This window comes from Streptomyces sp. TS71-3 (genome assembly GCF_018327685.1).
Classification (GTDB): Bacteria; Actinomycetota; Actinomycetes; order Streptomycetales; family Streptomycetaceae; genus Streptomyces.
In genome coordinates, this window is the sequence record NZ_BNEL01000003.1 from 3,414,863 (window position 1) to 3,439,634 (window position 24,772).

Genomic DNA, 24,772 nt, shown 5'->3' on the forward strand with positions numbered 1-24,772 from the left:
GCGGTGGGCGGGTGGACGGATGGGGGCCGGGCGGCCGGAGCGGGCTCATGCCAGGTCGTAGAAGCCCTCACCGTCGAGGAACCGCAGGGTGGTGTAGTCCCGCAGGACGGTCTCCTCGATCTCGTGGCAGAGGTTGACGATCATCGGGTAGGTGAAGTCGTCGACGGTGGGCAGCACCTGCCCGCCGGGCTCGACGAGCGTCCGCACGTCCAGCACGCTCTCCAGCCCGCGCACCGCGTCCAGATGGGGGTAGGACCTGAGGGTGCCCTTCAGCGGCGAGATCATCGCCACGGAGACGAAGTGCTTCTGGATCCGGTAGTCGGTCTCGCAGCGCTCGTGGAAGCGCTGGGGCGCCACGTAGGCGTCCACCACCCAGTCGATCTGCGACTCCCCGAGGCCGAGCCGGGCGTAGTACGGGATGTCCCCGCCGGGGATGCGGGCTCCCATCTCCACGAGGCAGGGCCCCTCCGGGGTCAGCTTCACCTCCAGGTGCCCGAGGCCGTGCCGGATCCCGAGGGCGCCCAGGACCTCCTCCGCGTAGTCGCCCAGCGGCCCGCCCTCCGGGGAGCGGCGGGGCAGCAGCCGGATGGAGTCGCACAGGTCGAGCACGCCGTTGGCGGTCAGACGGGTGGTCTTCCAGATGTCGGTGAGGTGGTGGCGGCCGTCACGGCTCACCGTGTTGACCACGTACTCCCCGCCGTACAGGTACTCCTGGGCCACCACGCCCTCGTTGCGGAACTCGAAGAAGCTGTCGGCGGCGCTCAGGGAGCGGTAGGCGGCGACCGACTGGTGGGGGGTGCCGCAGAAGCGGATGCCGTCGCCGCCGGCCGAGCGGATCGGCTTGGCCACCACGCGGCGGCCGAGGCGCTCGTGCCAGGCGCGCAGCTCGTCCTCGTCGGTGACGAGGATCTGCCGCGCCCCCCGCACTCCGGCCTCCTTGAGGGTCTCCACCATGGTGAACTTGTCGCGGCGGGCGGCGCTGAGATCCGTGCCGTTGTTGGGCAGGCCCAGGGCTTCGGCGAGCCGGTCGGCGAACTCCACGCCCCGCTCGCCGCCGGGCAGCACCGCCGCGGGCCGGTAGCCGGCCACCGCCTCCAGGGTCCCGGCGAAGTCCCCGGTGTGGGTGATGTTGTCGACGTAGTCGTCCAGGCTGAACGACGCCCGGTACGCCTCGGGGATTCCGGCGATGGTCTCCACCCGGACGCAGTCGTAGCCGGCCTTCCTGAACTGCTGGGCTACGCGGTTGAACGGGGAGAAGGGGTCGACGATGACGACGTGGCCTTTGCGTGACATGACGGTTGTCTCCTGGGCGGTGAGGGTGGCTCGGCGGTCGGCGGGTCGGGCGGTGCCGGGTGATCAGGTCGTGGCGGCGAGTTCCGGCGCGCTGGCGGCCAGCGACCGGGCGCCCACCCGGAAGGCGGCCGCGGTGGCCGCCAGCGCCTGCTCGACGGCGTCGGAGTTCGGACCGCGGAAGCGGAACCTGCCGCCCACGTGCTCGTAGTACGCGTCGGCGGCGGGCAGCACCTCGCCGGGTTCGAGCAGCACCTCCGCGTACGGGCCGGGGTCGCGGCCGGTCATCGGGGTGATGCTGGTGATCCGGCACGGCCGGCTGTCCGGGGCCGGCACCAGCAGCCAGCCGCCCCGCTCGGAGCCCGGGGACCCCGGCACGAGCGGGCCCGCGCCGCCCCGGTCGGTGACGCCGGCGACGGGCAGGCCCGCCTGGAGGTTGAACGCGGCGTGCATGAGGTCGTAGCCGTGCAGCTCGCGCCAGATGAAGGGGATCTCGGCGCCGCCGACCCGGGCGCCGACCTCCAGGAACCAGCACGTGCCGGCGGCGGCGCCGACGAAGACTTCCAGATGGAAGGGGACGGGCCGGTCCGTGAGCGCGGCGAGGAACCGCCGGGCATGGCTGCCGATGGCGTCCAGCAGCGCGGGGTCGTCCTCCTCGACGGAGCCGAGGAACGTGCCGGACCGGAACCCGAGGCAGGTGTTCACGTAGCGCGAGGCCCGCCAGCAGGTCAGGGCGCCACCGTCGAAGATCCCGTCCACATGGTAGATCGGCGCGTGGTTGCACTCCTGGACGAGCATCGGCCCCGTGAAGTCGACTCCGTGCAGGTCCTCGGGTCCGTGCAGCATGTGCACGCCGGCGCTGGAGCTGCCGATGCGGGGCTTGACGACGACGGGCCAGCCCACCCGTGCCGCGAAGGCCGTGACGGCGGCGGCGTCGGGCGCGGCCGCCGCGGGTGGCACCGGCAGGTCGGCCGCGGCGATCAGGGACGTCATCACCAGCTTGTCGCGGAACCTGATCAGGTCCTCGGGACGGTCTCCCGGGCAGTCGAACAGCGCGCGCAGTTCGGCGGCGACCAGCAGGTCGTCCTCCTTGAGGGCGACGATGCGCTGCGGCGCGCCGTGCCGGGCGGCGAGCAGCCGCACGGCGGCCGTCACCTCGTCCAGGTCGTCGGTGCGCGAGACGGTCACCGGGTCCGTCGCCCCCGGCGGTATCGCCGCGTGCGCGATGCCGGTGGCCACGTAGGTGACCCGGTGCGCGGTGTGGTCCGGGTAGCGCCCGTACTCGGCGTAGCGCTCCTGCCAGCGGGTGATCACCACGATGTGCGGTCGGCTTGAGGCGGTCACGATGCGGTGTCCTTTCCCGGCAGGGCGGCCGGTCGGGCCGTCCGGGATGCCGCCGGTACGTCCGGTACGGCCTCCGAGGTGGTTCGCGGCAGGCAGGCGAGGGCGGCCTCGAGGAGGCTCTCGGCCTGTGCCGTGGTCAGGCGGGGATCGCAGGTGCTGGCGTAGCGCGGCAGCGCCAGCGGGTCCCGCAGCGCCCGGTGGTCGTCGACGCATTCGGTGACGTCGTCGGGGGTCATCTCCAGGTGCAGGCCGCCGGGTACGGCGCCGCCGGCGCGCAGCACGGCGAAGAACCGCTCCACCTCGGCACGCATGTCGGCCATCACCCGGGTCTTGAGGCCGCTCGCGTGGCGCACCGTGTTGCCGTGCATCGGGTCGCACGGCCACACCAGGCGCCCCGCGTAGGGGGCTGCCGCGGCCACGAGCGCGGGCAGGTGCCGCAGTCCGGTCCGCGCCCATCCGGCTGATCAGGACCAGCCGGCCGGCCGGGGCGTTCGCGGCCAGCCGCTCGCACAGCTCGCCCACGTCGTCGGGCTCGGTGGTGGGCCCGAGTTTCACCCCGACCGGGTTGGTCACCGACTCGGCGAACCGCAGGTGGGCGCCCTCGCGTTGCCGGGTGCGCTCACCGATCCACAGCAGGTGGGCGGAGGAGCCGTACCAGTCCTGGCCCTCACGGCGCCGCAGGGGCTGCTCGAAGTCGAGCAGCAGGGCCTCGTGACTGGTGTACAGGCACGTGCCGGGTTCCGAGTTCGCGCCGGGGGCGGTGGAGGGCAGGCGGCCGTCGAGGAGGAGCGCGTCGAGGCACCGGGCGGCGTGGTCGTAGGCGGAGCGCAGCCGCCGCGGGTCGGGGCGGCGGGCGGCAGGGTCGGGCTCGGGGGCGTTGACGGCGTCGCCGCGGTACACCGGCAGCTCGGTGCCGTCGGACAGCTTCTCGGTGGGCCCCGAGCGGGGTTTGGCGTACTGCCCCGCGAACCGGCCCATGCGGACGACGGGCCGCCCGGTGCGGCCGGCCACGAGGTCGGCGAGCCGCGCGAGGTGGGCCGCCTTGGCGGTGATGCGCGCCGGGTCCGAGTCGGCGAACGGCTCGGCGCAGTCGCCGCCTTGCAGCACGAAGGCCTCGCCGCGGGCGGCAAGGGCCAGTTCGTCCCGCAGGCGCCGGCAGGACGCCGCGCTCACCAGCGAGGGAAGGGTGGCCAGTTCCTGACGCACCCGGGCCAGCTCGTCGGGGTCGGGCCAGGGCGGCTGCTGGGCCGCGACGGGACTCAGGCCGGGGACCGTGGGGGTCATCCGTGCTCCTCCTGCACGCTGGTGAAGTGCCTTTCGATCAGCCGGGCCGTGGCGTCGACCTCGTCTGCCAGCGGACGGTCGCTCCCCAGAGGGGTCCAGCCGTCCGCGAGCCGCTGCCAGAGCCCTTCGCCGGCGGCGCTGCCGGTGAGGTGGGTGAGTTGCGTGACGGCCAGGAACAGCGAGGCCGTGATCCACCACGCCCGTCGCAGGGCGCCCGCGACCGCGTTGGCGCTGTTGAGGGCCATCGGAACGTGGTCCTGGTTGCCCAGGTTGGTCGGTACTGGGGTCAGCGAGGCGGGGTAGCCGTGCTGGCGGATCGCGCCCAGGTGGGAGGTGGCCGCCAGTTGCACCCCCGCGAACCCGCTGGCCGGGCCCGGGGTGGGCGTCAGCATCGGCGGCTGCCCTCCGTTGTGCGCGGGATCCAGCACCAGGGCGAGTTGCCGTTCCGCCAGGAAGGCGAGCTGGTGCAGACAGAGCAGGTGCTGCTCGGAGGCGAGCGCGACCGGCGCGGCGTGGAAGTTGCCGCCGTGCAGGACCTCGCCGTCCACGAAGACCGGGTTGTCGGTGCAGCCCTCGGCCTCCGCGCCCAGCACACCCCCTGGAACGAGAGCTGGTCCAGTACGGCCCCGACGACCTGGGGCGCGCACCGCAGCGAGTACGGCTCCTGGAGCCGTCGCGCGCCCTGCCCGGCACCGCCCGCGTCAGGGGCCGCACGGATGAGGGCCGCCGCCCGGCGCTGGCCGGCCTGGCGGCGCACGGCCGACAGCCGGTCGTCGTAGGGTTCGGGGGAGGCGCCCAGCAGTGCGGTCAGCCGCCCCGTGCCCTCCGCGACGGCGCTGGCGAGTGCCGCGAGACCGGCGTGGTTGTGCAGGGCGCGCGCCAGGCAGGCGCTGGTGCCGTTGACGAAGGCCAGGGCCGAGCGGGCGTCCCACTCCACGGGTGCGGTGCCATGGCGCCGCAGCCAGTCGGCGGACGGCTCCTGGTGCCACGTGCCGTCGGTGTCCCGCCGCCAGGCCTGTCCGCGGCCGGCGGCCGCCTGGGCAGCGTGGGCGAGCGGCACCAGGTCACCGCTGGCGCTGAGGCTCCCGTCCTGCGGCACGACCGGTGTGAAGCCGGCGTTCCACTGCTCTGCCAGCGCCTGCCACACCTCCGGCGCCGCCGCGGAGTGCCCGAGGGCCATGCCGTGCAGCCGCAGCCAGACCATGGTGCGCGCCACCTGCGGCGGCAGTGCCGGCCCCTGACCGCTGGTGAGGTGGTCCAGCAGGCCGGCGGCCTGCCTGCCGGAGTCGGTGGCGGCGGTGTGCTCCACGAGCGGGCCGAAGCCCTGCGTGAGGCCGTACACGGGCCCCGGGCGGCGAGCGCGCCGAGGCCCTGCCGGCTCTCCGCCATCCTCCGCCGGGCGGGCTCCTCCAGGGCGAGGGTGTGCTGCCAGTCGCTGGCGCGCAGAACGTCCCCGACCCGCAGGGGACCCAGCGCGCGAGGCGTGTCCACGGCCGCCGGTGACCGGCGTAACGCATGCGCCTGCCGGCCGGTGTCGAGAGCGGTCATGCGCGCTCACCGTCCGGGCGGTGGGGGTGCCGGCGGTGGGGAGCGCATTGGCGGGCGAGGACCGCGTGCAGGGGGGTCGCCAGGGGCTTGCCCGTCGCGGAGCGCTCGATGCGGTCCACGCGGTGCACGCTCCGCGGCGGCGGGCAGCCCGGCAGCGCGCGGGTGACGGCGGCGCTGACGGCTCTGGCCGGCTGCGGGTCGCCGGTGAGGAAGACGTCGTAGTACTCGCCCCGTACCGCGTCGTCGGTGGGCAGGCAGACGGACTCCGCCCCGGGGAAGCTGCGGTTGAGGACGGCCTCGACGACGTCCAGGTCGCAGCGGACACCGTTGACCTTGATCAACCGCGAGGCACGGCCCAGCCGCACGAACGCACGCTCGGAGACCCACCGCACCACGTCGTCCATGGCCCACTCGGACAGCGGTGCCGGCTCGCCCTCGCGGCGGGCCAGCCGGGGGCCCCGCACGCGCAGCCGGTCGCCGGCCGCGCTGTCCGCCTCGACGTCGCCGAGCAGCCGCCAGGGCACCTCGCCGGCCGGCGCGGCGTCCAGATCACGTACGGCGGCGGCGCCGGTCTCCGTCGAGCCGAACACCTCCACCGCCCGCAGGGCGCCGTCGGGCAGGCCGCCCAGCAACCGCCGGGCCGTGTCCGGCGCCGGGCCCGTGCCGTGCAGGGCCACCGCACCGGGCAGTTCGGCGAGGCGGCGGCGCAGGCTGCGCAGCACGAGCCAGCTGGAGGGCACGCACACGAAGAGCGTGTGCAGGCCGTCGCGCCAGCGCGGCGGCTCCAGCGGGTCCTGCCAGGCGGCCTTCACCGGGACGTCCAGCAGCGCCGGCAGCGTCCTGCCGAACAGGTAGCCGTACAGGTGCTGGGGCGGGGCGAAGCAGACGATCTGCTCGATCCGGCCCGGCAGGGCACGCGCCACGAGCCGTGCCTCGGCGCGCAGTTGCGCGTCCGTCCGCCACCAGCGCACGGCCGAGCCGGTGTTCCCGGAGGTCGCGAAGGCCATCCCCTCTCCCGGTACCGGAGCCCGCACGGTGGGGGCGGGCCCGTGGGGCGGGAGAGGCGGCGCCCGGGAGGGTGGGAGCTACCGGGGGCGGGAAGGCGGGGGATGCGGCGCCCGGGAGGGTGGCCGAGCCGGCGGTACCGGATGCGGTCACAAGGTGTTCCCGAGGATGGCGTGGTCCTCCAGGCGGTCGCGGACGAAGGCGCCGATACGGCCCAGCGTGGCGAAGCTGAAGCGCACGTCGTCGGCGACGAAGTCGACCTCGATGCCGAACTCGCCCTCGACGCGCGAGACGCACTCCATCGCCGCCAGGCTGTCGTACCGCTCGCCGAGCGCCGTGGTCAGCTCCGTGTCGTCGGCCACGCTGTGCAGCGCGTCACCGAACAGGTCGTGCAGCACGGCACGGACCCGGGTGGCGATCTCCTGCTCGGTGGGGATGACGGTGCTGCTCATGCGCTGTCCTTTCGGGGGGCGTCGGCACGCCGGAGGCGGCCCCGGTCGGCGAGGTGGACCAGGGCGGGGTCGGTGGGCCGGAATTCGATGTAGAGGAAGGCGGTGGCCTCGCCGGCGCCGAGGGCCGAGGTGATCTCCTCGGCGAGAGCCGCGCGGAACTCCTCGTCGCGGTCGGGGCCGACGCAGGCGGTGACGCTGGCGTGGTGCAGCCCGGCGCCGTCGTGGGGCAGCGCGTCCACGGGCATGCCGCCGCTGAAGAGGGTGCCGGCCTCGGCCGCCGAGAAGCGGACCACGACGTGGTGGGCCGCGATCCCGCGGTTCTTCAGCCAGCGGGTGAGCCGCAGGGCCACGGCACGCCGCTGCGGCACGCTCATTTCAGGGGTCGTGATGTCGATCGTGGGCATGGCAGGCTCTCGCAGGATTCGGGTCGGGGGTCTCACGCGGGCCGTCCCCGTGCGGGGACTCGGCGGCCGCCCGGGCAGGCGCCGGGTCCGGCGCGCACTTGGGCGTGCGGCAGGTGGCCCGGGTGGGTGCGCCCGCAGGGGAGCGGTGTCCACGTGGCGGTGCGGGCGGTCGGTGGGGGTGGTCGGTGGGGGCGGTGGGGTGACGGTCAGGAGAGCACCAGCGGCAGCAGGGGACCAGGGGACCCCTCGCCGAAGCGGTGGTGCAGGAGGGTGCCCAGGCAGTCGGCGAGAGGGCCGCCGCCGGCCGGGGCGAGCGGCGTCCACACGGTGCCCTGCGCGGTACGCACCCGGTCCACGAAACGGCGCACGTGCGCGGGGTCGAGGGGGTGTCCGTACAGGTCGGCCGTGGCCACCGACTCGTAGGTGGACAGCAGGTCGGGCATCCGCGCCCCCTCGTTCGCCCAGCCGCCGCCGCGTACCCGGTGTGCGTCGAGCAGCCGGTCCAGCTGTGACGGGTCCGGTTCGCCGAGGGCGTGCCGCGGCGCCGGCCTCCCGCACAGCAGCACCCCCCACAGCCTGCGCCGAGCAGCTCTACGACGAGGCCCACCAGGGAGAACGGCTTCCCGTCACCGAGCACCCGCACCAGGCCGCGGCCCGTGCGGCCCTCACGGCGGCGCTCGCCGCCTGTGACAAGGAACTCCTCACGGTCCGGCCGACCCCGGGCGAGCCCGTCCACCCGCTCACCGCCATACTCGCCGGCAACCTCCCGCCCCTGTCGCCGAAGGCCGCCCAGCGGGTCATCACCCAAGACGGCGGGCGCATCGCGCAGTTCGCTCCATCCGGTGTCAAAATGCGCACGCTCGACGAAACGCTCGAACCCGTGGTCATCTGCGACCGCAGAACAGCCTTCATAGGCATCGCCGACGGGCAGGGCGGCACGCTCGAAATCCGGCAGGGGAGAGTCGTCCAGCACCTCGTGAGAGCCTTCCTGCGGGACTGGGGCCGCGCCAGGCCGTACGCCTCCGCGCCCACCGCCACCGACATCCAGCGGACGATCCTGAAAGCGATCGTCAACGGTCAGACCGACGAGACCATCGCCCGCCGCCTCGGCCTCAGCCGCCGCAGCGTCGCGGAACACGTCCGAAAGATCAGCGACAGGCTGGGCAGCAGCCGCGCACAACTCGGCTACCTGGCCGCCAAAACGCACCTGATCTGAAGCGGGCAGAAACCGAAGCCGGCCGTATCCGAAGCCGGCCGTATCCGAAGCCGGCCGTTCCGGGGGAGGCGGGACGGTCTCCCCAGGCGGGTCCGGCGGGCGGGTCAGGCGCGAAGAGCCGTGCTGAAGGCGGTACGGGGGACCCGTCGGGCGCCATCCGTCGCGGGTGCGGCCATCGCCGCCTCACGTGGCGGTGGCCAGGGCCGGCCAGGGGCCGAGCGGATCGGCGTAGAGCGCGCCCAGCGCCACCGAGGCCCCCGCCACCGCCAGCACGGAACCGGTGAAGCTGCTCGGCACGACGGCACGCTCCGGGTCGTCGCACACCCGGGAGCGCACCGCGACCTCCGCGTGCAGCTCCGCCAGGCACTCCGGCAGCCGCCCGACCCCAGGCTCCACGACCACCAGCACCTCGGGGTCGAACACGTCGAGCAGCATCGCCGCCGCCCTGCCGACCCGGCGGGCCCGGTCCCTGAAGAGCGCCAGGGCCCGCGACTCGCCGGCCAGGGCCGCCTCGAGCAGATCGGAGAAGGCGGGCACGGACAGGCCCCGGCGCGCCGCGCGCGCCACCATCGCGGGCTCCGACACCTGCGCCTGGAAGCACTCCGCAGAGCCGCACGCACACCCTGGGCACGCACCGGACTCCGCCGGAGAGGGCGGCGCGCCGACGGGCAGGTGCGCCACGCTGCCCGCCCCGGCGTGCGGTCCCAGATGGACGCTTCCGGCGCTGGCGAAGGCGGCGTCCACCACCGTGCCGACGAAGAGCAGCACCGCGCTCTCACGCGTCGACCCCTCGCCGACGAGCTGCTCGGCGCGGGCCAGAGCACGGGCGTGGCCGTCCACGTGCACCGGCAGGCCGGTCGCGGCCTGGAGCACCTGGCGTGCCGGCACGTCCCGCCAGCCGAGCTGCGGGTGGTCCACGATCACCCCGGCGTCCGGGTCCACCCGGTGGCCGGTGGCCACGCCGAGGGCGAGCACGGTCCGGTCCCCGGCGCGGGCGGCCACCAGCCGGGGCAGCCGCGCGGCGATCCGGCGCAGCACGGCCGGCGGCCCGGTGTCCCGGTGCGGCTCGCACTCCTCGGCCACGATCCGGCCGCGCAGGTCCATCAGCGACAACGTCGTGTGCCGGACGGCGACATGGGCGCCGGCGACGAGATGGCGCCGGGTGTCTATCTCCAGCGGGATGTGCGGCCGGCCGAGCCCGCGGGGACCGGTGGCCCGGGTGCCCTCCCGGATCAGCCCCCGCTCCAGCAGGTGCCCGCAGTGCCCGGTCACAGAGGCCGGCGAGAGGCCCGTGAGCCGTGCCACGGTGCTGCGGGCCACCGGCCCGTGGTCGAGGATCGCCCCCAGCACCGCGTGCGTGCCGGGCGGGCGCCGGGTCGAACGGGCGGGGAGTTCGGGGCGGCGGGGGGCGCCAGGGCGCGCGGATGCCTGGGATCCGTTCACGGGGGCCTTCCTGAGCTGCGGCGGCGGACGACGGCGCCGTCATGCCCCGGTCGGCCGGGACACGGGCGCCTCCGCCGGGGCGGCACCGGGAGATGCCCGGCCCGAGGGAGCGGTGGGCAGGGCTGCTTCGGGCACGATCGCCCTCACGGTGCTGCCCCGGCCGGCGGGGCGCGATGCGGTACGGGGCGCGGGCCGCCGTACGCTCAGGAGAGCCGACACGCAGCGGAGCACACGCGCTTCAGGTCGACATGACCTCGCGTCGTGAGGAGTGCGGAGCGCTGCATGGGCCGCAAGGTATCCGCAGCGGCTCGGGCCGGTAAAGGGCTGCCCGCATCATGGACAGCCGAGGGCCGTCGCCGCGGATGCCCCGTCCTCGCACCCGGTCACACGTCATACATGCGGTCTGACGAACTCGTAGCCCTTGTCCAGCAGCCGCGGCAGGTACTCCGACACCGCTTCCACGGTCTGGGACCGATCACCGCCACCGTCGTGCTGGAGGATGATGCTGCCCGGCTCGATGGCCCGCGTCACGGCCCGCTCGATGCTGTCGATGCCGGGCAGGGCCCAGTCGTTGGTGTCGATGGACCAGCCGATCGGCTCCATGCCCAGCCCGGCGCAGACCCGCAGGGACGGCTTGTCCCACTCCCCGTAGGGCGCCCGGCACCAGCGCGGCGGCGCGTCGAGCACCCGCTCGATGACATCGCTGGTCCTGCCCAGCTCGTCCTTGACCTTCCCGAGCGAGAGGCTGGTCAGCAGCGGGTGCGTGTAGCTGTGGTTGGCGACCACGTGGCCGCCCGCGGCGATGTCGTGCAGCAGCCGGGGGAACGCCTTGGCGTTCTCGCCGACGACGAAGAACGTCGCCTGCACCCGGTAGGTGCGCAGCACGGCGAGCACCTTCGGGGTGAAGTCCGGGTCGGGTCCGTCGTCGAAGGTCAGCGCGACGGCGCGGGCCCTGCCCGGGAGCGTCAGCTCCGCCTGGGTACGCACCTGCGGGTGGAAGGCGGGGGTGCCCAGCGCGGAGTCGCCGGCGATCGGGCGGAGGCGGTAGGCCTGCCGGCGGGCCGCTCCGACGGGTACGGGACCGGGGCGCGGGGCGCTCGACGGGCGGCGGGTCCTGGCCCGTGTGGCGGCTTCGGCGGCTTCCTTGCGAGCCGCCTTCGCGGTGGTGGACGCGCTGCCGGAGGCGCCGGCCCGGGAGCCCGAAGCAGGGTGGTCCGTCGACCCTGTCAGCACGACGGCCGTGCCGGTGGCGGCCGCCGCCCCCACTCCGAGGGCGCCGGCGAGGAACCAACGACGCGTATTCATATGATTATCTGATCCCATTTCTCCTCAATGTCATGGAACGCTCTTGATGTCACGCTCAGGGTGTTGATGTGCTGGATTATTCATACAATCGGATCAGCTTCTGAGGGTCGGAGAGGTCCGGAGAGGACCGCGGAACGCGTCGCGGAGCGCACCGCGGCGTGCGTGGCGGAGATCCGGTCCGACGCGGCACCGGCCTCGTGCGGGCACGACGGTGGTGCGGGCAAGGCGCGGGCGTGAGCGCGGCGGTGGCGTGAACACCGCGGTGAGTGAGCCCGGCCTCTCGGTGAGCCCGGCACCGGAGTGGACCCGGCACGGGAGCCGCCCCGGTCGTGGCACGGTCACCGCCGGAGCGCGGACCGGGATGGCCGGACCGGGATGGCCGCATCCGTCTCGCCGCCGCGTTCGGCGGGCCCTAGGATCGCGGGTACGGCGTCGCGTGCCGGTCACCGGCCGGGTGAGGCATGGAGGTGCCCGTGAGATTGCCTCCGGAGGCATTCCACAGTGTCAGTCGAGTTGAACCACACCATCGTTCACGCCCGGGACAACCGGGAATCCGCAGAATTCCTCGCGTCCCTCCTGGGACTTGAGATCGGCCCCGAGTGGGGACCCTTCGTCCCCGTCTCCACCGCCAACGGCGTCACCCTGGACTTCGCCAGCATCCCGCCGGAGTCCATCACCCTGCAGCACTACGCCTTCCTCGTCTCGGACGACGAGTTCGACGCGGCGTTCGAGCGCATCCGGGACCGCGGCATCACGTACTACGCCGACCCGCACCGAAAGCAGCCGGGGGAGATCAACCACAACCACGGCGGGCGCGGCCCGTACTTCATGGACCCCGCCGGCCACGGCATGGAGATCCTGACCAGGCCCTACGGCAGCCATCCCGCACCGGAGCGCAGGCCGTAGCACCCACCGGTGACCGCGCCGGGCGGCACCGGCCCGCCGGCGACGCGGGCGCTCGGCCCGGCTCCACCGCCCACGAGGGCGGCGTTCCAGCACCCCGCCGCCCCGCCGTCCCGACACGGCGGGGCGGTCGCCGTCCGCCGGTCGTTGCGGCGGTATGAACACTGCTGGGATTCGGGAATAGGGGGCGGCCCGCCGGCCTTGCCCCTGTCGCCGGATCGCAGGCCGGTGCACCTCGCCAGGGGTGCCGTCGAGGAGAGGGAGCGCATGGGCAAGGCGTATGTGTACACCGAGTTCGGGGGCCCTGAGGCCGAGGCCCTCATCGACCGGCCGGCACCCGAGCCCGGCGAGGGGCAGCTGCTCATCGCGGTGCGCGCGGCCGGCGTCAACCCCGTCGACTGGAAGCTGCGCGACGGCTACGTCCGGCCCGGCGCGGCCCCCGCCGAACTGCCCGCCGTCTTCGGCAGCGAGGCCGCGGGGATCGTCGAGCGGGTCGGGCCCGGTGTCGAGGGCTTCGGCGTCGGCGACGCGGTCTTCGGCAGCACGCTGGGCGGCGGGTACGCGGAGCAGACCCTCCTGCCCGTGAGCGTCGCCGCGCACAAGCCGGAGGCGCTGTCGTTCGCCGACGCCGCGGCGCTGCCGGTGGCCGCGGCCACTGCCTACGACGGCGTCCAGCAGCTCGGCCTGCCGGCCGGCGCCACCCTTCTGGTCACCGGTGCCGGCGGCGGCGTGGGCGTGGCCGCCGTGCAGATCGCGCGAGCCTCGGGACTGCGCGTGATCGGGGTCGCCAGCGACGGCAAGAAGGACCTGGTCACCTCCTTCGGCGGCGTGCACGTGGCCTCCGGATCCGGATTCGCCGACCGAGTGCGGGCCGTCGCGCCCGACGGCGTCGACGCCGTCTTCGACCTGGTCGGCGGGGACGTGCTGGAGGAGGCGGCGAGCCTCCTGGACGACCGCACCGCACTGATCTCCGCGGGGGACCGCGAGCGGGTGGTCAACCTCGGGGGCGCCCCCGTGGCGCGCGCCCGCACCGCGGCCGTGCTGGAGGAGGTGGCCGCGCTGGTGGTCGACGGGTCGCTGCGCCCGCACGTCACGGCCACCTTCCCGCTGGAGCGGGCCGGCGAGGCGCTGCGCACCGTGGAGGAAGGGCACGCGAGCGGCAAGGTCGTCATCGAGGTGGGTGCGTGAGCGCGGAGCACCTTCCGCACCCCCTGGACAACCCGGCTCGCGGAGCGCTGACCGGCGCGCACGCCCACCTCGCCGAGCGCCGGGGCCGGGTGCTGCGCTACCAGGTCGACGTCTCGCCCTGGCTCGCTCTGCCCGACGATCCCGGCCCCGGCGACTGGGCCGACCTCGCCGCACTCGCGGGGCCGGGCGGCAAGGTGCCGCTGCTCGGGATCCGGGCGGAGCCGCCGGCCGACTGGCGGGTGATCTCCCGGATACCGGGCGTCCAGCTCGCGGGCGACGACGTCACCGCCGCCCCCGACGAGGAGGCGGTGCGGCTGACCGGCGCCGACGTGCCGCAGATGCTGGACCTGGTCGCCCGCACCGAACCCGGCCCGTTCCTGCCGCGCACCATAGAGCTCGGCACCTACCTGGGCATCCGCCGGCAGGGACGGCTGATCGCCATGGCGGGGGAGCGGCTGCGCCCGCCCGGCTGGACGGAGATCAGCGCCGTCTGCACGGACCCGGAGTACCGGGGCCAGGGCCTGGCGACCCGCCTGATCCTCGCCGTGGCAGCGGGCATCCAGGCACGCGGGGAGATCCCCTTCCTGCACGCCGCCGCCCACAACACCTCGGCCCTCGGGCTCTACGAGTCCCTCGGCTTCCGGATGCGCCGCACCACCGTGTTCATGAGCGCTCACGTCCCCGAGACCATGCCCGGCCTGCGCACCGCCGCGATGGCCTGAGGGGAGGCCGCCCGCCGCACGCCCCGTGCGGGCGGCGGGGGAGGAGCGGTGCCGCGAGGGACCGTGGCAACCGGTCGGACCGCCTCACCCGCCGCCTTCGGCGCGTTCCGAACCTTCCGAACCTTCCGCGCCCTCTGAACGCTCCATATGCGGCCCATGGTCGTTGTAGCGCTCCAGATAGGCCGCGAAGCGAACGAGGTCCTCCCGCGGCCAGCCGGCCAGCCGCGTTTCGAAGGCGGCCCGGCGGCTCTGCGTGACCGCGGCGAGGACGCTGGTGCCGGCCTCCGTGAGGCCGAGCACCTGGCCGCGGAGGTCGCCCGGATCCACCTCGCGCCGCACCAGGCCGTCCCGCTCCAGCGCGGCCACCTGCCTGCTGACCGTCGACTTGTCCAGGGCGTAGTGGGCGGCGAGGTCGGTGGCCCGGCAGCCGCCCCGCTCCTCCAGGTGGCTCAGGAGGGTGTACGCGACGAAGGAGAGCTGGGGATGCATCCGCCCCGCCAGGGCTCTGGCCCGCCGGGCGAAGGCCGTCAGCTCCCGGTGGATGGTCTCGACGGCGGCTTCCCCCTCGCCCCGTTCCGCTGATGTCACGACCGCTCCCTCCCACAGGCGCTCCCGGGCGCCCCGCAACCATATAGTTGCATAAAACAACTTCCTGGGTCCCGTCACCCCCTCGACCGGGGACCGGCGCACCGGACACCGTGAACGCGGCGAGCGCTCAGCGCACCGGCGCGCTCAGTGCACCGGCGGGGCGTCCGGGACCGCTCAGCGGTCCGCCGGGCCGCGCACCACCTCGGCCACCCATCCGTACGGCAGTTCGTCGCCGTCGACCGTGATCGCCTCGACGGCCCCGGTACGCGGATCGATCTCCACCTGCATCCCGGGCCCCACGTACCGCGGGAAGCCGGACACCCCGAGGTCACCGGTCGCCTCCACCACCACGGTCACCAGGCTGCTGCCATGGTCGGGGTGGCCCTCGGCGTCGGTGATCCGGGGCTTCAGGGCCACGGTGTGGCGGCGTGGGACGGCGGTCATGATCCCGAGGGTATGTCCCGGCACGACCCGCCGCCCACCCCGCGGCCCCCGGTTCTCAGGAGGCTCCGTGCGCCAGCGTCGCCGCCGTCGGGTCCCAGTCCGCGGGCAGCGGGGCGGGCGGCACGATCCGGCCCGCCGGGCCCGTGAACTCGCCCCGCGCCGCCGACTCGTCGACCGCCGTCATGGTCTGCAGCACGTGCAGGGCCAGCGAGCCGGACGCGCGGTGCGGGCCGGTGCCGCGGATCGCCCGCGCCATGTCCAGCACCCCGAGCCCCCGTCCGTCGGTGCGCCCGGTCACGGGCAGCTCGCTCCAGTCGCCCGCGCCGTTCGCCCGCACCCGCAGGGGGCCGCCGAACGTGTTGGGGTCCGGCACGGCGAGGGTGCCCTCGGTGCCGGTGATCTCGAACTGGATGCGGGGCAGCGCCGAGTCGAAGCTGAACGTCGAGTTGGCGGTCGCCCCCGAGGCGAACTCCAGCAGCGCGCAGACGTGCGTGGGCACCGTCACAGGGAAGGTCTGCCCCGCCTTCGGTCCCGACCCGACCGTGCGCTCCAGGCGGGCCCTGGTCGCGGTCGCCCCCACCCTGGTCACCCCGCCGAACAGCGCCACCAGTGCCGTCAGGTAGTACGGCCCGATGTCGAAGAGCGGCCCCGCGCCCTGCTGGTACAGGAACGCGGGATCGGGGTGCCAGGACTCCGGGCCGAGGCTCTGCATCACGGTGGACGCGGCGACGGGGGTGCCTATGTGCCCCGCCTGCACCGCGCGCAGCGCCGACTGGATGCCGGCGCCGAGGAACGTGTCCGGCGCGTTGCCGACCAGCAGGTCGCGCTCGGACGCCTCGGCGAGCAGCTTCTCCGCCTCGTTCGGCGTGAGCGTGATCGGCTTCTCCCCGTACACGTGCTTGCCGGCCCTCAGCGCGGCCGTCGCCACCTGGCCATGTGCCGCCGGGACCGTCAGATTGACGACCAGCTCGACCTCCGGCACCGCGAGCGCGGTGGCCAGGTCGCCGGAGACCGGCACGTCGTAGGCGCGGGCCGCCGCCAGGGCGCGCGACGGGTCCAGGTCCGCGACGGCCAGCAGCCGTATGTCGGGGAAGCCGCTCAGGGTGCTCAGGTACTGCTTGCTGATGACGCCCGCGCCGACGATGGCGACGCCGACGGGTCCCGTGCTCATGCGGCCTCCAATGCGGATACGTAGGTGTGGCTCGCGGCGAGTTCGGCGAACAGGTCGCCCGCGCAGGCGTCGAACTCGACGATGCGCCAGGCGTCCGGCGCGGCCGCGAGGATCTCGGGCACCGGCAGCGTGCCCTCGCCCACCGCCACGTTGGGGTCCTCCTTGGTGCCCGGGCCGTCCTTGACGTGCAGCGCGCGCACCCGCCCGCCGAGCCGCCCGAGCAGCGCCGGGACGTCGGCGCCGCCCACCGCGGCCCAGTAGGTATCGATCTCCAGGAAGACGGCGGGGTCCAGCAGGCCGGCCAGCACCTCGATGGCGTGCCGGTCGCCGAACCTGGGTTCGATCTCCCACCAGTGGTTGTGGTAGCCGAGCCGGATGCCGCGCTCGGCGGCGCGGGCGGAGAGCCGGTTGAGCAGGTCGGCGGCGCGTGCCACGCCGTCGCGGTCGGTGAAGTCCTCGCGCGGGATGCCCGCGGGGACGATGGCGTCGGTGGCGCCGAGCAGGGACACGGCGTCCAGGACGCGGTCGGGGTCGTGCGCGGGATCGACCAGTGGACGGACGTGCACGCCGGAGACGGCGAGGCCGAGGTCGTCCAGCCGGCTGCGCAGTCCGAGCGGGTCGGTGAGTACGTCGAACGGCTCCACCGCGCCGAAACCCATTCCGGCGAGACGGGCCAGGGTGCCATCACGGTCCCCGGCGAGCTCGGTCCGCACGGAGTAGAGCTGAACGCTGAGCGGTCGCATGAACCCCCTCCTGTCTGTCCTGGGGGACGGTAATGCGCGACCTCTGCTCTGCCAATGACCCGATTCCGGCCATGCCCGGCTTTTCCGGGCACATCGGGGCGCCCGAGTGCCGGTGAACGTGCCCCGGCGCACGCGGCTGTCGTCCGCCCGAGCGTTTCGGGCGGACGACAGCGGAGGGACCGGGGGCGGTGAGCCGGCCGGGTCAGGCCCCTCTCTGCGTGCGGCGGCGACGCACGTACCAGGCCCCGCCACCGACCGCGGCGGCGACCAGGGTGCTGCCCACGGCGAGCGTGAGGGTGCTGTAGTCCGAGGATCCGCCGCCCACACCGCCCTGCACGCCGAGCGGCGGCGACGCCGTGGCGGTGGTGGTGGGCATGATCGTGGTCGGCGGCGGTGTCGTGGGCGGCCGCGTGGTGGGCGGCGGCGTGGTGGGCGGCGGCGAGATGGTGGCGGGGGCCGTGGTGGCGTCGGCGACGCTCACTCTTCCGGTGCCGGCGGTGGTGCCGTCGCTGCACATCACGATCACGGTGTGCGCGCCGGACGTGACGTTCGCCCACGAGGCACTCTGGCTGGTCCCCATGCTGAGCGTGGCCTGCCGGCCCTGGGCGAAGATCGCCTGGCCGCTGGAGAGCAGCGAGGCGTTCCCACCGTGCGGGCAGGCGGAGGTGGCGACCCGGACCGTGGAGCCCGTGGCCGAGACGTTGACCCCTACCGCGGACGCCGTCTGCGCGGCCAGGGTGAGCGGCAGGGTGAGCGCGGCCGCGGCCAGGCCGGATCGGACGACTATCTGAGTAGTACGCATAGGATTGCCCTCCGGCTGCACGGTCGGCGGTATCCCAGGGGCCGCCGAGGGTCGGGGGAACCGTGCGCCTACGTCGAGCCAACGGGTCCGCGACGCGACGCGCACGCGGACCGCCCCCGAGGGGGTGACGGGGTCCTTCGGACGGCGCACCAGCGGTTGCGCGTGGGGCCCGGAGGGGCCCGGTGAGCCGCGACCCGCACCCGCCTGCTGGGGGCACCTCCCACGCCCTTCAGACGGTGGGGGAGGGCCATCGGGTCCAGCCCCTTGCGGTCGTCTGCCTGGCCGCCGGCGGGTGGGGCTTGTTCGCGCAGTTCCCCGCGCCCCTGCCGGGGCGAGGCCAAGTCCCCGCCGCCCTTGCCGGGGCGGGACCGAAGGACAGCGCGCCTGGCCGGGGCGGGACCGAAGAGCAGCGGCCCTCCGGGGCGCATCCCTCACGTCTTGCGGTAGTCGTACGCCTCCGTCGCCGCCCTCACCACGGCGTCCAGCGGAGCGCCCGCAGAGGCGGTCACCACGGCCGCGACCGCTCCCTCCACGAACGGCGCGTCCACCAGGCGCGTGTCCTCGGGCAGTTCCTCGCCCTCCGCGAGCAGCGCCTTGACCGTGAGCACCGCGCTGCCCAGGTCGGCGAGGACGGCCACGCCCGCACCCCGGTCGACCCGGACCGCGGCGGCCACGATCAGCTCCGCGCTGGTGCCCATGCCACCACCCTCCGTGCCGCCCGCGGGCTCCACCGGGGCCGTGGCGCCACCGCCCGCGAGGCCCACCGCCAGCTCGGCGACGGCCGACGCCACCGCCGCGCTGTGCGACACCAGCACGATGCCGACCTGCCCGGCGCCGTCGCCCGCCGCCTCCGTGCCCGACGGCGCCCGCGCTTCCTCTCTCGCGTCGCTGGGCTCACTCACCGGAGGCGTCCTCCTCCTCGCCCGACGTGCGGGCCGTCTCGGCCAGTGCCGCCACCAGCAGCGCCGAGGAGGCGGCCCCCGGGTCCTCGTGGCCGATGCTGCGCTCGCCCACATAGCTGGCCCGGCCCTTGCGGGCCAGCATGGGCGTGGTGGCCAGGGCGCCCTGTTCCGCGGCCTCCCGGGCCGCCGCGAACGAGGTCCGCAGAGCCCCCGCGGCCGGCACCAGCGCGTCCAGCATGGTCTTGTCGCCGGGCGTCGCGCCGCCCAGGCCCGCCACCGCGTCGACGCCGGCGTGCAGGGCCTCGGCGAGCTGGTCGCGATCGACGGTGGGCGACTCGCCGAGCGCCTTCCCGGTGCGGCGCAGCAGCGTGCCGTAGAGCGGGCCCGAGGCGCCGCCGACGGTGGAGACCAGCCGCCGCCCGGCGAGCGCCAGCACGTCGCCCGGTGTGCCGGGGTGCTGCTCCTCCAACGTCGCTATGACCGCGGTGAACCCGCGCAGCAGGTTGCTGCCGTGGTCCGCGTCGCCGATGGGGGAGTCGAGCGCGGTGAGCCGGTCGGCGTCACGCTCCACCCACGAGGCGGCGAGCGTCATCCAGCGGCGGAAGAAATCGGCGTCGAGCACGGGAACTCCTAGCGAGGTCGAGGAAGGCGGACGCGCGCCGCCTGAAGGGCGGCGCGCCGGGCGGACGGTGGAGGCAGGCGGCGCGTCACATGCCCCAGCGCAGCCCCGGGGTGCTCACCGGCGCGTCCCACAGCCTCAGCAGCTCCTCGTCGACCTGGCACAGGGTCACCGAGGCGCCGGCCATGTCGAGCGACGTCACGTAGTTGCCGACGAGCGTGCGGGCAACCGCCACCCGCCGCTGCGACAGGACCCGCTGGACCTCGGCGTTGAACCCGTACAGCTCCAGCAGCGGGGTGGCGCCCATGCCGTTGACCAGCACCAGTACAGGGTTGCTCGGCTGGAGATCCTCCAGGACGGCGTCCACGGAGAAGTCCGCGATCTCCCCTGAGGTCATCATCGCGCGCCGCTCGCGCCCCGGCTCGCCGTGGATGCCGATGCCCAGTTCCAGCTCGCCCGCGGGCAGGTCGAAGGTCGGGCTGCCCTTCGCCGGGGTGGTGACGGCGCTCAGGGCGACGCCGAAGCTGCGGGAGTTCTCGTTCACCTGACGGGCGATCGACTGCACCCGCTCCAGGGGCGCGCCCTCCTCGGCCGCCGCCCCCGCCAGCTTCTCGACGAACAGCGTGCCGCCGGTGCCGCGCCGGCCCGCCGTGTAGAGGCTGTCCGTGACCGCCACGTCGTCGTTGACGAGCACCTTCGCGACCTGGATGCCCTCGTCCTCGGCGAGCTCCGCGGCCATGTCGAAGTTGAGCACGTCGCCCGTGTAGTTCTTCACGATGAACAGCACCCCCGCGCCGCTGTCCACCGCCGCCGCGGCCCGCACCATCTGGTCCGGTACCGGGGAGGTGAACACCTCGCCGGGGCAGGCCGCCGACAGCATGCCGGGACCGACGAAGCCGCCGTGCAGCGGCTCGTGCCCGGAACCACCGCCGGAGACCAGGCCCACCCTGCCCTCGACCGGCGCGTCCCGCCGGACCACCACGCGGTTGTCCACGTCGACCGTCAGCTCCGGGTGGGCCGCGGCAAGACCCCGCAGGCCGTCGGCGACAACCGTCTCCGCCACGTTGATCAGCATCTTCATCGGTACCTCCAGGGGGTGGACCCGGTCGGGCGGAGCGCGCTCACCCGCGATCGAAGGTGAGCGGCACCGGGCCGGCGGCCCGGTCGTTCAAGAGCAATATCATCAGTATCAAGAATTCGCTGTCACGCGTCAGGGCCGCACCAGGCACATCCTTGGGGGTGTCTGACGGAGTCTCATCAGTCCTCCGGCACCGTGAACTCCGACCAGACGCACTTGCCCTCGCCGCGCGACTCCACCCCCCATCCGTCCGAGAGTTCGTCCACCAGCAGCAGCCCCCGGCCCGACACACCCGACTCGCCCGTCTCACGGCGGCGCGGCAGCGTGCTGGAGGCGTCCTCCACCTCCACCCGCATCCGGGGTTTCCCGTCCGTCCGGTCCTCCGGCGCCCGCACCGTCACCGTGGCCGCGCTCCCGGTGTGCACGAGCACGTTCGTGATCAGCTCGTCGGCGACCAGCTCCACCTCGTCGCCGCGCTCCTCGATGCCCATGCCGCGCCCCGCGTCGCGGATCATCCGGCGGGTCGCGACCAGCGCCTCCGGGTCGTTCCGGAGCACCTCGCAGCGCAGCCGCCTCCCCGGGCGGTCGCCGGCCCGGCCGTGCCGCCGCAGCAGCAACAGCGCCACGTCGTCCTCTCCCTCCCGCTCGTCGGCCACGGAGGCCAGCTGGTCCGCGAGCCGCTCCACGTCGCCCGTGCCGGTGGCGACCTGCTCGGCGAGCTCCGCGAGGCCCTGCTCCACGTCGGCGCCGGGCCGCTCCACCAGGCCGTCCGTGAACAGCAGCAGGCTCTGGCCGGGCGCCAGTACCAGCGTGGTCACCTCGTACTCGGGCCTGCCGAACTCCTGGGAGTGGCCGAGCGGCAGCCCGCCCGCGACGTCGACGGGCCGGCAGGTGCCGTCCGCCTCGCGCAGCAGCGGGCCGAGGTGCCCGGCCCGCACCAGCCTGATCACCCCGGTCGACAGGTCGGCGTCGGCGTAGACGCAGGTCGCGAAGCGGTCGGTGTCCAGCTCGTGGAGGAAGACGGAGGCCCGGGCCATGACCGTGGCCGGGGTGTGCCCCTCGCAGGCGTAGGCGCGCAGCACGATGCGGAGCTGCCCCATGACCGCGGCCGCATGCATGTCATGCCCCTGCACATCGCCGATGACCGCGCCGTAGCGGCCCTGCGGGAGCGGGATGATGTCGTACCAGTCGCCGCCGATCTCCCGGGCGAGCGACGCGGAGCGGTAGCGGACGGCGACGTCGGCGCCGGGCACCTGCGGGATGCTGTGCGGCAGCATCGCCTCCTGGAGGCTCTGGGCGAGGTCCTGGGCCTGGTCGAAGAACATCGCCCGCTGCAGGCCCTGCGCGATGTTGCTGGCCAGCGCGAGGAGCAGGTTGCGCTCCTCGTGGGAGAACTCGTACTTCCCGTGGTAGTGCAACCCGAAGACGCCGATGGGACGGCCCTGGGCGACCAGCGGGAGGTAGGCGGCCGCGGTCATGCCGTGGGCGCCGAAGCTCTCCCACAGGTCGGGATAGGCCCGCTTGAACTGCTCCGGGGACTCGATGAACACGGGGGCGAGCGTGCGCACCGCGTCATTGGTGGGATACGGCTCCTCCAGCCGGGTCACCTCGGTGCCCGGGATCAGCCGGCGGGGCGGCTGGGCGGCGACGATGCGCACCCGCCCGTTGTCGACCAGCCCCAGTGCCATGCTTGCCGAGCCCAGCCGCTCGACGTCGTAGGCGTCCTGAAGGACCTGGATCACCTCGTCCACCGTGCGGGCGCGGCCCAGCGCGACGGTCGCCTCCTGGACGATGTCGCCCATCGGCCGCTCGCCGGAGCGCCGCGGCCCTCCCGCCGCGCTGCCCGGCTCGCCCAGCTCGTCGGTGGCGTCCCGGACGATGCCGTGCACCCACCGTGCGCGGCCGCGGGCGTCCCTGCGGACGAAACCGTGCGTGTGCGCCCAGTGCGGTCCCTCGCCCGGCCTGGAGACCCTGAAGTAGGTTCCGTAGGTCTGTGCACCGCTGCGGAGCGCCGTGGTCACCGTGTCCCGGATGCGGCGCGCGTCGGTGCGCGGGATGCGCTCGCCGAGGGTGGAGGGCCGCTGGTCGTAGTCGTCCTCGTCCAGGCCGAAGACGGCGAGGCCCGTGGCGTCCATGTCCAGGCGCCGCCCGTCCAGGTCCCAGTGGAAGCTGCCGAGGCGGTTCAGCGCCAGGATGGGCACCTGGTGCTCTGACTCGGGCTCCTCTGGCGAGGAGCGTGCTCCCCTGACGGCCATGTATCCATTCTGCTCTGAATCGGCCGTTATGCCCAGATATTTCGGGATGGGGAGGTTTGCTGTCGCGACGGGACGACCTGCGCAGTTGCGGTCCGCCGGCAGCCCCCGGAGCCCCGATCAGCCGATACTGACGTGGATCGCCTTGCCGCCCCCGGGAGGCATGCTGATGGTGATCTTCTTGGCGAGGCGGCACACCATCGGCCACCCATATCCGCCGGGCAGCCACTGCCCGGTGGGCGGGATGGTGCTGGGCAGCGTCGTGCTGCGGTCGCGCACACTGACGGTGACGTGCCCGGGCCTGGCCGTCACATCGAAACCCACGAGTCCCCCACCGTGCCGTACGGCGTTGGTGACCAGCTCGGAGACCACCAGCAGGCAGTCGTCGACCAGCCGGGCGTCGAAGCCCCTCAGCCGTCTGCGGGCGAGGTCGCGGGCCTGCGCTATGGCCGACGGGCGCACCTCGTGGACCGTCGTCCGCACGTCGTGGGCCGCCGCCCGCACATCGTGCGCGTCGGGCGGCTCCGGCCTGTCGCGCGCCTGTACTTCTGCTTCACTCACGTCGTTCACCCCGGTCTGGAAATTCGCTTCAGTGATGCGCTTGCCCGACGAGGTGCGGCGTACGCAGAAATGTTCGCCTGCCACACCCGTGCAGCCGCCGGCGGACGTCCGCCCGGCCGCCCGGCGGGCCCTGCACCGACGCCGGGGCGGCGCCCGCCGGGGGCCTCAGCGCAGCCATCGGTCCTGGTCGGCCGGCCGGTAGACGGTGACGGCCCGGGGCAGCTTGTCCAGCACGAGATGGGTGTCCGTGGCGCGGGTGACCTCGCCGTCGTAGGCGAAGCGTGGGTCGCCTTCCAGCACCTCGAGACGGACCCGGCGCGCCTGCGTGGTGGTCAGCACCCGCGAGCTGTGCAGGGTGCCGGTGAGCACCGCGAGCAGCAGCCTGGTCCGGGCGAAGGGGGCGCCGCCGTCGACCACCCGCACGTCGAGCAGCCCGTCGTCGAGCTGGGTGCGGTAGGTGGGGGCGAAGCCCGCCGGGTGGTAGATGCCGTTGCCGGCGAAGAGCAGCCAGAGCCGGCGGGGCCGGCCGTTCACGGCGACGCGTACCGGGCTGCCGTTCGCCAGCACCGTGGCGAGGCCCGCGACCACGGCGGGCCACTTGCCGATGCGGTCCTCCAGGCGCTCCCTGGCCTGCACCAGCTCCGTGTAGACGCCGAGGCTGAAGGTGTTCAGGAAGAGCTGGTCCGTGCCGCCCGGCGCCGCGGCCCGCCCGACGTCCGCGACCACCGCGTCGCCCTCGCGGACCGCGCGTGCCACGTCCGCCAAGGTCTGGTTGCCGAGGTCGACCGCGAAGTGGTTGAAGGTGCCGCCCGGGAAGACCGCCAGCGGCACGCCACGCCGTATGCAGGCCTGTGCCGCCGCGTTCACGGTGCCGTCCCCGCCGCACACGCCGAGGGCGCCGTCCTCCCCGGCGGCCCGTACCGCGGCGGCGTCCAGCACCGCGGCCAGGTCGTCTCCCTCCTCCAGGACGGTGATCTCGGCGGCCGGCAGCAGGGAGTGGAGCTGGTCTGCGGTGCCGCCCTGCTCGCGGCCCAGGGAGATGCCGGAGGAGGGGTTGACGACGAGGTGCAGCCCGGCGCCGTCCTTGAGCGCGGGGCCCGGCGTGCGGGGCGGGGCGGCCGCCGCTGCCGCCTCCGGCTTGACCGGCCACCAGCGGCAGGTGAGCACCGCCGCGCCCGCGCCTATGGCGAGACCGGCCGCCACCTCGCCCTTGTGGTGGCCGCTGGTGCGGATCCGGGAAGCGGCCAGGGCACCGGTGACCGGGCCCACGAACAGCCCGAACCTGGGGGCCTCCAGGAGGGCGCCGAGGGTGAGTGCCGCCGCCGCGGCCGCGTTCCGGGTGGCGCCGCCGCCCGGCGGGCGGGCGCCGGCAGGGGTGAGCGCGCGGGTGGCCACGGTGGCGAGGGCCAGGGAACCGACCGCGCGCAGCGCGGCCCTGCGCGCCGTACGTCCCGGCAGCCGGGGTGTCCACTTCATCCGCCAGCTCCCCTGCGCATCGGCCGTCACAC

The 24,772-nt window shown here is 74.5% G+C and carries 25 protein-coding genes and 2 pseudogenes; 4 read left to right on the top strand and 23 right to left on the bottom strand.

The window, feature by feature from the left end; all coding sequences use genetic code 11:
• Positions 1-45: 45 nt before the first annotated feature.
• From Sm713_RS38390 to Sm713_RS38430, 10 genes and pseudogenes are all read right to left on the bottom strand, one after another.
• Positions 46-1,293 (bottom strand): biotin carboxylase, encoded by a 1,248-nt coding sequence (locus Sm713_RS38390; protein WP_212914543.1) that lies wholly within the window; start codon positions 1,291-1,293, stop codon positions 46-48.
• Between the two features lie 63 nt (positions 1,294-1,356).
• Positions 1,357-2,634, bottom strand: a complete 1,278-nt coding sequence (locus Sm713_RS38395; RefSeq protein WP_212914544.1) for an acetyl-CoA carboxylase biotin carboxylase subunit family protein — start codon at positions 2,632-2,634, stop codon at positions 1,357-1,359.
• Positions 2,631-3,053, bottom strand: coding sequence for a 3-deoxy-7-phosphoheptulonate synthase (locus tag Sm713_RS41550; RefSeq protein WP_308293223.1), 423 nt, complete (start codon positions 3,051-3,053; stop codon positions 2,631-2,633). The genes Sm713_RS38395 and Sm713_RS41550 overlap by 4 nt, the downstream gene beginning before the upstream one ends.
• A gap of 79 nt (positions 3,054-3,132) precedes the next feature.
• Positions 3,133-3,918: pseudogene (locus Sm713_RS41555) on the bottom strand (3-deoxy-7-phosphoheptulonate synthase); the annotation flags it as partial.
• Positions 3,915-4,565 (bottom strand): aromatic amino acid lyase, encoded by a 651-nt coding sequence (locus Sm713_RS41355; RefSeq protein ID WP_308293214.1) that lies wholly within the window; start codon positions 4,563-4,565, stop codon positions 3,915-3,917. The gene Sm713_RS41355 and the pseudogene Sm713_RS41555, both read right to left, overlap by 4 nt.
• Positions 4,535-5,476: pseudogene (locus tag Sm713_RS41360) on the bottom strand (aromatic amino acid lyase); the annotation flags it as partial. The gene Sm713_RS41355 and the pseudogene Sm713_RS41360, both read right to left, overlap by 31 nt.
• On the bottom strand, positions 5,463-6,473 hold the full coding sequence (locus tag Sm713_RS38415) for an acyl-CoA synthetase (protein ID WP_212914546.1): 1,011 nt from the start codon (positions 6,471-6,473) through the stop codon (positions 5,463-5,465). The pseudogene Sm713_RS41360 and the gene Sm713_RS38415, both read right to left, overlap by 14 nt.
• 147 nt (positions 6,474-6,620) lie before the next feature.
• Positions 6,621-6,923, bottom strand: a complete 303-nt coding sequence (locus Sm713_RS38420) for an acyl carrier protein (protein ID WP_212914547.1) — start codon at positions 6,921-6,923, stop codon at positions 6,621-6,623.
• Complete coding sequence (locus tag Sm713_RS38425) at positions 6,920-7,327, bottom strand: hypothetical protein (RefSeq protein ID WP_212914548.1); 408 nt, start codon at positions 7,325-7,327, stop codon at positions 6,920-6,922. Before Sm713_RS38425 ends, Sm713_RS38420 begins: the two co-directional genes overlap by 4 nt.
• A 206-nt stretch (positions 7,328-7,533) precedes the next feature.
• The gene (locus tag Sm713_RS38430; protein ID WP_212914549.1) at positions 7,534-7,770 is read right to left on the bottom strand and encodes a hypothetical protein; all 237 of its coding nucleotides are present in this window, start codon (positions 7,768-7,770) and stop codon (positions 7,534-7,536) included.
• A 65-nt stretch (positions 7,771-7,835) separates the two neighbouring features.
• On the opposite strand from Sm713_RS38430, the gene Sm713_RS38435 reads away from it, so the two are divergent.
• On the top strand, positions 7,836-8,543 hold the full coding sequence (locus tag Sm713_RS38435; RefSeq protein ID WP_212914550.1) for a LuxR C-terminal-related transcriptional regulator: 708 nt from the start codon (positions 7,836-7,838) through the stop codon (positions 8,541-8,543).
• 183 nt (positions 8,544-8,726) lie between these two features.
• On the opposite strand, the gene Sm713_RS38440 is transcribed toward Sm713_RS38435, so the two are convergent.
• Entirely contained in the window at positions 8,727-9,986 is a 1,260-nt protein-coding gene (locus Sm713_RS38440) for an ROK family transcriptional regulator (RefSeq protein ID WP_212914551.1), read from the bottom strand.
• A gap of 390 nt (positions 9,987-10,376) precedes the next feature.
• Positions 10,377-11,291 carry a polysaccharide deacetylase family protein gene (locus tag Sm713_RS38445; protein WP_249416949.1) on the bottom strand — a complete coding sequence of 305 codons (915 nt, stop codon included), beginning with the start codon at positions 11,289-11,291 and terminating at the stop codon, positions 10,377-10,379.
• A 501-nt stretch (positions 11,292-11,792) separates the two neighbouring features.
• On the opposite strand from Sm713_RS38445, the gene Sm713_RS38450 reads away from it, so the two are divergent.
• From Sm713_RS38450 to Sm713_RS38460, 3 genes are all read left to right on the top strand, one after another.
• Positions 11,793-12,197 (top strand): VOC family protein, encoded by a 405-nt coding sequence (locus tag Sm713_RS38450; protein ID WP_212914553.1) that lies wholly within the window; start codon positions 11,793-11,795, stop codon positions 12,195-12,197.
• 264 nt (positions 12,198-12,461) lie between these two features.
• Complete coding sequence (locus Sm713_RS38455; protein ID WP_212914554.1) at positions 12,462-13,382, top strand: NADP-dependent oxidoreductase; 921 nt, start codon at positions 12,462-12,464, stop codon at positions 13,380-13,382.
• The gene (locus tag Sm713_RS38460) at positions 13,379-14,104 is read left to right on the top strand and encodes a GNAT family N-acetyltransferase (protein WP_212914555.1); all 726 of its coding nucleotides are present in this window, start codon (positions 13,379-13,381) and stop codon (positions 14,102-14,104) included. Before Sm713_RS38455 ends, Sm713_RS38460 begins: the two co-directional genes overlap by 4 nt.
• An 84-nt stretch (positions 14,105-14,188) precedes the next feature.
• Here the strand turns inward: Sm713_RS38460 and Sm713_RS38465 are convergent, their stop codons facing one another.
• From Sm713_RS38465 to Sm713_RS38515, 11 genes are all read right to left on the bottom strand, one after another.
• The gene (locus Sm713_RS38465) at positions 14,189-14,692 is read right to left on the bottom strand and encodes a MarR family winged helix-turn-helix transcriptional regulator (protein ID WP_249416950.1); all 504 of its coding nucleotides are present in this window, start codon (positions 14,690-14,692) and stop codon (positions 14,189-14,191) included.
• Between the two features lie 174 nt (positions 14,693-14,866).
• A complete protein-coding gene (locus Sm713_RS38470; RefSeq protein WP_212914556.1) occupies positions 14,867-15,136 on the bottom strand; it encodes a hypothetical protein in 270 nt (89 codons plus the stop codon).
• 55 nt (positions 15,137-15,191) lie between these two features.
• Positions 15,192-16,307, bottom strand: a complete 1,116-nt coding sequence (locus Sm713_RS38475) for a Gfo/Idh/MocA family protein (RefSeq protein ID WP_212914557.1) — start codon at positions 16,305-16,307, stop codon at positions 15,192-15,194.
• The gene (locus tag Sm713_RS38480; protein ID WP_212914558.1) at positions 16,304-17,050 is read right to left on the bottom strand and encodes a sugar phosphate isomerase/epimerase; all 747 of its coding nucleotides are present in this window, start codon (positions 17,048-17,050) and stop codon (positions 16,304-16,306) included. The genes Sm713_RS38475 and Sm713_RS38480 overlap by 4 nt, the downstream gene beginning before the upstream one ends.
• 202 nt (positions 17,051-17,252) lie before the next feature.
• A complete protein-coding gene (locus Sm713_RS38485; protein WP_212914559.1) occupies positions 17,253-17,852 on the bottom strand; it encodes a hypothetical protein in 600 nt (199 codons plus the stop codon).
• 431 nt (positions 17,853-18,283) lie between these two features.
• Positions 18,284-18,670 carry a PTS fructose transporter subunit IIA gene (locus tag Sm713_RS38490; protein WP_249417127.1) on the bottom strand — a complete coding sequence of 129 codons (387 nt, stop codon included), beginning with the start codon at positions 18,668-18,670 and terminating at the stop codon, positions 18,284-18,286.
• 76 nt (positions 18,671-18,746) lie between these two features.
• Entirely contained in the window at positions 18,747-19,376 is a 630-nt protein-coding gene (gene dhaL, locus Sm713_RS38495; protein ID WP_212914561.1) for a dihydroxyacetone kinase subunit DhaL, read from the bottom strand.
• Positions 19,377-19,461: 85 nt separating this feature from the next.
• Positions 19,462-20,454, bottom strand: a complete 993-nt coding sequence (dhaK, locus tag Sm713_RS38500) for a dihydroxyacetone kinase subunit DhaK (RefSeq protein ID WP_212914562.1) — start codon at positions 20,452-20,454, stop codon at positions 19,462-19,464.
• Between the two features lie 176 nt (positions 20,455-20,630).
• Positions 20,631-22,706, bottom strand: coding sequence for a SpoIIE family protein phosphatase (locus tag Sm713_RS38505; RefSeq protein ID WP_212914563.1), 2,076 nt, complete (start codon positions 22,704-22,706; stop codon positions 20,631-20,633).
• 117 nt (positions 22,707-22,823) lie between these two features.
• The gene (locus tag Sm713_RS38510; protein ID WP_212914564.1) at positions 22,824-23,264 is read right to left on the bottom strand and encodes an ATP-binding protein; all 441 of its coding nucleotides are present in this window, start codon (positions 23,262-23,264) and stop codon (positions 22,824-22,826) included.
• A 165-nt stretch (positions 23,265-23,429) separates the two neighbouring features.
• A complete protein-coding gene (locus Sm713_RS38515) occupies positions 23,430-24,740 on the bottom strand; it encodes a diacylglycerol kinase family protein (protein ID WP_212914565.1) in 1,311 nt (436 codons plus the stop codon).
• Positions 24,741-24,772 lie beyond the last annotated feature (32 nt).